The 5,664-nt window shown below is 65.4% G+C and carries 5 protein-coding genes and 1 tRNA gene; 5 read left to right on the top strand and 1 reads right to left on the bottom strand.

All coding sequences use genetic code 11. The annotated features are described in order from the left end of the window. Nucleotides 1-96 precede the first annotated feature (96 nt). Both Q0693_RS04895 and Q0693_RS04890 read left to right on the top strand, forming a co-directional pair. On the top strand, nt 97-552 hold the full coding sequence (locus Q0693_RS04895; protein ID WP_298629620.1) for a YbjN domain-containing protein: 456 nt from the start codon (nt 97-99) through the stop codon (nt 550-552). A 15-nt stretch (nt 553-567) separates the two neighbouring features. Further along, nucleotides 568-2,355: an RNB domain-containing ribonuclease gene (locus Q0693_RS04890; protein WP_298629619.1), complete on the top strand. Its 1,788-nt coding sequence runs from the start codon at nt 568-570 to the stop codon at nt 2,353-2,355. Here the strand turns inward: Q0693_RS04890 and icd are convergent. Beyond that, complete coding sequence (icd, locus tag Q0693_RS04885) at nt 2,352-3,632, bottom strand: NADP-dependent isocitrate dehydrogenase (protein WP_298629623.1); 1,281 nt, start codon at nt 3,630-3,632, stop codon at nt 2,352-2,354. The genes Q0693_RS04890 and icd overlap by 4 nt on opposite strands. A 61-nt stretch (nt 3,633-3,693) precedes the next feature. Between icd and Q0693_RS04880 the strand changes: the two genes are divergently transcribed. From Q0693_RS04880 to Q0693_RS04870, 3 genes are all read left to right on the top strand, one after another. Further along, on the top strand, nt 3,694-4,806 hold the full coding sequence (locus tag Q0693_RS04880) for an FAD-dependent oxidoreductase (RefSeq protein WP_298629618.1): 1,113 nt from the start codon (nt 3,694-3,696) through the stop codon (nt 4,804-4,806). Nucleotides 4,807-4,860: 54 nt separating this feature from the next. Further along, complete coding sequence (locus tag Q0693_RS04875) at nt 4,861-5,310, top strand: YbjN domain-containing protein (RefSeq protein ID WP_298629617.1); 450 nt, start codon at nt 4,861-4,863, stop codon at nt 5,308-5,310. A 47-nt stretch (nt 5,311-5,357) separates the two neighbouring features. Then, nucleotides 5,358-5,434 (top strand) — tRNA-Met (locus tag Q0693_RS04870). The last annotated feature ends 230 nt before the right edge of the window (nt 5,435-5,664 follow it).

Here is a 5,664-nt window from a genome sequence, read left to right as displayed (position 1 = left end):
CTTCCTAACGACCTTCAACGTGGGGAGGGGCCGGCCGGGATGGGCTGTGGCCTACACGCCCATGCGCCCACCCGAAGGGGTGGAAGGAGGGATTTAATGGGTATCCGGGCCTTGTTGGTGGGGATGCTGGTGGGCTTGGGTGTGGCCTTTGCCCAAGGCCTGGTCAAGGGCCTTACGCCTGGGGAGTTGGAGGGGCTTTTGCGGGAGATGGGGTTGGGCTACGAAAAGAGGGGGGAGGGGCTTTTCCTTTTGAAGTTGGAGAAGGCCCTCAAGGTGTGGGTGGAGTTGGATTGGTGTGAGGAGGGGCGGTGCGGCTTGGTAGCCCTTTACGCCGGGTTTAGAAAGGATGGTGTGAGCCTCGAGCAAATCAACCGCTGGAATCGCGAGCGCCGCTTTAGCCGAGCCTATCTGGACGAGGATGGGGACCTTTGGGTGGAGTGGGAGCTGGACCTGACGGAGGGGGTGAGCCGGGAAACGGTAAAGGAGTTTTTCCGCCTCTTCACCGAAACCACCATACCCACGTTCATGGAACATATCGGATTTTCCCCCTAGGTTATCCTTAGGGCTGTGGCGGCGTTGGTGGTCTACAAGGGCAGGCCCGCCCTGGCCGAGGAAAAGGGGGACAAGCTGGAGCTCACCCTGCCCGGGGGAGAACGGGCCCGGGTGCGCCCCAAGGATGTCCTTTGGCTCCACCCGGGGCCGGCCTCCTTGGAGCTGAACGTGCCCGAAGGCGAGGAGGAGGCTGCCTGGGAGCTTTTGCAAGGGCAGGCGGTGGACCTGAGGGAGTTGGCCGAGCTGGTCTTCGGCGCCTACACCCCGGAGACGGCCTATGGGGCCTATGTCTTGGCCCAGAAAGGGGAACGGTTTTACCTGGAAGGGGAAAAGGTGAGGGCCCGGGCCCCCGAGGAGCTTAAGGCCCTTCTCCAGGCCAAACGGGAGCGGGAGGAAAGGGAGCGCCGCTTGGCCGAGGGGCTTGAGCGGCTGCGCCAGGGGGTCCTGGCCTTGGAGGACCGCCCCCTGGTCCAGGAGGTGGAGGCCATGGCCTTGGGGGAGAGGAAGGAAAGCCGGGTGCTTAGGGCCTTGGGCCAGCCCGAAACCCCCGAGGCGGCCCACGCCCTGCTCCTGCGCCTAGGGGTGTGGCGGCGGGAGAACCCGCACCCTAGGCGTTTGGGCCTGAGCCTTTCCCCCCCGGACCTCCCTGTGCCCCCTCTGCCCCAGGAAAAGCGGGTGGACCTCACCCATCTCCCCGCCTACGCCATTGACGACGAGGAAAGCCAGGACCCAGACGATGCCGTCTATGCGGAAAGGGTGGCGGAGGGCTTCCGGCTATGGGTGCACGTGGCCGATGTGGCGGCCTTGGTGGCGCCTTTCAGCCCTTTGGACCTGGAGGCCCTGCGCCGGGGGGCCAACCTGTACCTGCCCGAGGGCACGGTGCCCATGCTCCCTCCTGGGGTCACGGAGGCCCTGGGCCTGGGGCTACAGGAGGTTTCCCCGGCCCTCACCTTTGCCCTCACGGTTTCCCGGGAAGGGGAGGTTCTGGACGAAGAGGTCTTCCTGAGCTGGGTGCGGGTGAAAAGGCTGAGCTACCAGGAGGCCCTGGGGGTGGCGGAGCTGGAGCCCTTGAAGGAGCTGGCCCTGGCCTTCCGGCGAAGGCGCCTGGCCCAGGGGGGCCTCGAGCTCCACCTTCCCGAGGCCAAGGTGCGCCTGGAAGGGGACGAGATCCGCATCCGCCCCCTAGAGGCCTACGAAAGCCGCATCTGGGTGCAGGAGGCCATGCACCTGGCGGGCTATGCCGCTGCCCACCTGGCCTATAGGGAAGGCCTGCCCTTCCCCTACGCCACCCAGGAGGCCCCCTCTAAGCGGGTGGAAGGGGAGGGTCTAAGCGCCATGTGGGAACAGCGGAAGGCCCTGAAACGGGCCCAGCTCAAGGCGGTTCCGGCCCCCCATAAGGGCCTTGGCCTTCCCCTTTACGCCCAGGTGACCAGCCCCCTGAGGCGCTACTTGGACCTGGTGGCCCACCAGCAGCTCAGGGCCTGGCTAAAGGGGGACAAGCCCCTTTCCCAGGAGGAGGTCCTCCAGAGGGTGGGGGCGGCGGAGGCCATGGCCGACCTGGTGCGGGAGGGGGAGAGGAAGAGCAAGCTCCACTGGACCCTGGTGTACCTGAGGGAAAAGGGGTACGAGGGGAGGGGGGTCTTGGTGGAGAAGAGGGGAGGGCAGGGGGTCTTTCTCCTGCCGGAGCTTGGCCTTAGCGCCCAGGTGGCCCTTCCTGGGCCCTTACCCCTGGACGCCGAGGTCACCCTCCGCTTCCTGGAGGCGGATCTTCCCCGCCTCGAGGCCCGCTTCGCCCTCCTCTAGTCCATGTGCTGGATCAAGGCCTGGCCAAACTCGCTGGTCTTGAGGAGGGTGGCGGGCTTGCCCTCCGCCTGCAGGAGGCGGTGGAAATCGTAGGTGACCAGGCCCTTGGCGATGGTGCGCTCCATGGCCTGGAGGATGAGGTCCGCCGCCTCGTTCCAGCCAAGGTAGCGGAGCATCATCTCCCCGGAGAGGATGACGCTGGAGGGGTTCACCTTGTCCTGGCCCGCATACTTGGGGGCGGTGCCGTGGGTGGCCTCAAAGACCGCATGCCCCGTGAGGTAGTTGATGTTGGCCCCGGGGGCGATGCCGATCCCGCCCACCTGGGCCGCCAGGGCGTCGGAGATGTAGTCCCCGTTCAGGTTCAAGGTGGCGATCACCGAGTACTCGTCGGGGCGGAGGAGGATCTGCTGCAGGAAGTTGTCGGCGATCATGTCCTTGATGACGATGTCCCGGCCCGTTTTGGGGTTTTTCAGCACGTGCCAGGGACCCCCATCCAGGGGTGTGGCCCCATACCTCTCTCGGGCCAGGGCATAGCCCCACTCCCGGAAGGCCCCTTCCGTGAACTTCATGATGTTGCCCTTGTGCACCAGGGTGACGCTGGGGAGGTCCTCCTTGATGGCGTAGTCCAGGGCGGCGGCCACCAGGCGCTCCGTGCCCTCCTTGGAAACCGGCTTGATGCCGATGCCCGAGGTTTCGGGGAAGCGGATCTTGGCGTAGGCCTTGGGGAACTCCCGCTTGAGGAAGTCCAGGACCTTTTGCACCTCCTCGCTGCCCGCAGGCCACTCAATCCCCGCATAGATGTCCTCGGTGTTTTCCCGGAAGATGACCATGTTGACCAGCTCCGGGTGCTTCACCGGGCTTGGCACCCCCTTGAACCAGCGCACCGGACGCACGCAGGCGTAAAGGTCCAGCTCCTGCCTGAGGGCCACGTTGATGGAGCGGATCCCCCCGCCCACCGGGGTGGTCAGGGGGCCCTTGATGGCCACCAGGTATTCCCGGATGAAGTCCAAGGTTTCCTGCGGGAGCCAGATGGGCTCCCCGTAGACGGCATTGGCCTTTTCCCCAGCGTAGATCTCCACCCAGGCGATTCTGCGCCTCCCCCCGTAGGCCCTTTCTACCGCAGCGTCTAATACGGGCTTGGCGGCTCTCCAGATGTCGGGGCCGGTCCCATCCCCCTCAATGAAGCCGATGATGGGACGGTCGGGAACCTGGAGAACCCCGTCCTTGATGGCAATCCTTTCGCCTTCTTCGGGGATACGGATGTGTTGGTAGCCCATGGCCAACCTCCGGGGCATAGCATACCCCCTTTGAGGGGGAAGGGTGTCCTAGACTGGGGGCATGCCCGATGCCCTGGTGGTGGGAGCGGGGATCGTGGGGGCGGCCTGCGCCTGCCGTTTGGCCCAGGCGGGGCTTCGGGTGCGGCTCCTGGAAAAGGAGGCCACCTTTGCCCAAGGCTCCACCGGGAGAAGCGCTGCTGGGGTGCGGGTGCAGTTCTCCGAGCCCTTGAACGTGCTCCTTTCCTACCATTCCATCCTGGAGTACCAAGGGATTCCTGAGGCCGGCTACCGGCCCATAGGGTACCTTTTTCTGGTGCCGGAAGGCCTTAGGGAGGCCCAGGAGGAGGCCTTGGCCACCCAAAGGGCCTTGGGGGTACCGGTGGCCAAGCTTTCCCTAAGGGAGGCCCAGGCCCACGTGCCCTTTCGGGAAGAGGGCTTGGCCTACGCCACCTATGGCCCCATGGATGGGGTGATAGACCCCCACGGGGTCACGGCCTATTACCTCAGGGAGGCCAGGCGGCTTGGGGCTGAGGTGCGCTTTTCCGAGCCCCTGATCTCCGCCCACAGGGAAAAGGGCCTCTGGTGGGTTAGGACCCCCAAGGGGGAGGTGGAGGCCCCCTTTCTCCTCCTGTGCACCGGGGCCTGGACGGGGGAGGTGGGGAAAAGGCTTGGCCTGGAGATCCCCATAGCGCCCGTGCGCCGCATGGTCTTTGCCACGGGCCCAGCGCCCTTTTCCCACGCCTTTCCCCTCACCATAGACCTGGCCACGGGCTTCTACCTGCGCTCCGAAGGGACAAGGGTGCTCTTTGGCCGTTCCAATCCGGACGAACCCCCTGGGTTCCAAGAGGGCATGGACTGGGGGTGGCTGGGGCCGACCCTCGAGGCGGGCCTTTCCCGCTTCCCCTTCCTGGAGGGGCTCACCCTGGACCGGAAGGCCAGCTGGTGGGGCTACTACGAGATGACCCCCGACGCCAACCCCATCCTGGGTTTCGTGGAGGAGGGGCTGTTGGTGGCGGCGGGCTTTTCCGGCCACGGGGTGCAACAGGCGGCCATGGTGGGGAGGCTCATGGCCGAAGAGGTGGTCCATGGAGAGGCCCGGAGCCTGGACCTAAGCCCTTTTCGCCTGGAGCGCTTCCAGAAGGGAGCCCTTTTGCGGGAGCGGGGGATTGTGTAGGCTGAAGGGGTCCTTCAAAGTGGCCTTTTGGCCCGTTGGGGGGAAAGGGGTTTTATGAGGGGATTGCTGGCGGCATTCGTGTTTTTGGGATTGGCCTTGGGGCAGGCTGTGGTCAAGGGCTTAAGCCCGGCGGAGGTGGAGGGGGTCTTGAGGCAGGCGGGCCTCAGCTACGAAAGGGTGGACGCTCGGGAGTTCCGTTTGCCAATGGCCGGCTTGGAGAAGGTCTGGCTTTACCTGGACTACTGCCAGGAGGAGCGCTGTGGGGTGTTGACCCTCAGCGCCGGCTTTACCCTGGATGGGGGGTTGGGCCTCGAGGTCCTAAACGCCTGGAACCGGGACCGCCGCTTTAGCCGGGCCTTTTTGGATGAGGAGGGGACGGCGTGGGTGGAGTCGGACCTGGACCTTACGGGTGGCGTGAGCCTAGGGGCGGTGAGGGCCTTCTTGGACCTTTTTGCCGAGGAAATCCTCCCCGACTTCATGGACCACATCGGCTTTGAGCCTTGACCGCCAGAGGGCCCTCCCCTAAGATGGGGAGTGCCTGGTGCGCCCGTGGCGGCGTAGCTCAGGTGGTCAGAGCACACGACTCATAATCGTGGTGTCGTGGGTTCGAGTCCCACCGCCGCCACCAGCAGGTGCCGGGCTCCCTAGGGTCTAGTTTTGGGAGCCCGGTTTTGCTGTATCCTGACCCGGCAATAGCCTAAGGGACCAGGAGGTTGTTACACTGAGGAAACGGGTCCGGGATCCCCCCGGTCGCCCTGGGAGGCCTATGCGTGCCCACATCATTACCTTTGGATGCCAGATGAACGAGTACGACTCCCACCTGGTGGCCAGCGAGCTGGTGAGCCTGGGGTGGGAGCT

The organism is uncultured Thermus sp. (genome assembly GCF_938010445.1).
Lineage (GTDB): Bacteria > Deinococcota > Deinococci > Deinococcales > Thermaceae > Thermus > Thermus altitudinis.
Note: the sequence above shows the minus strand (reverse complement) of the source record. Positions and strands in the feature narration are given on the sequence as shown.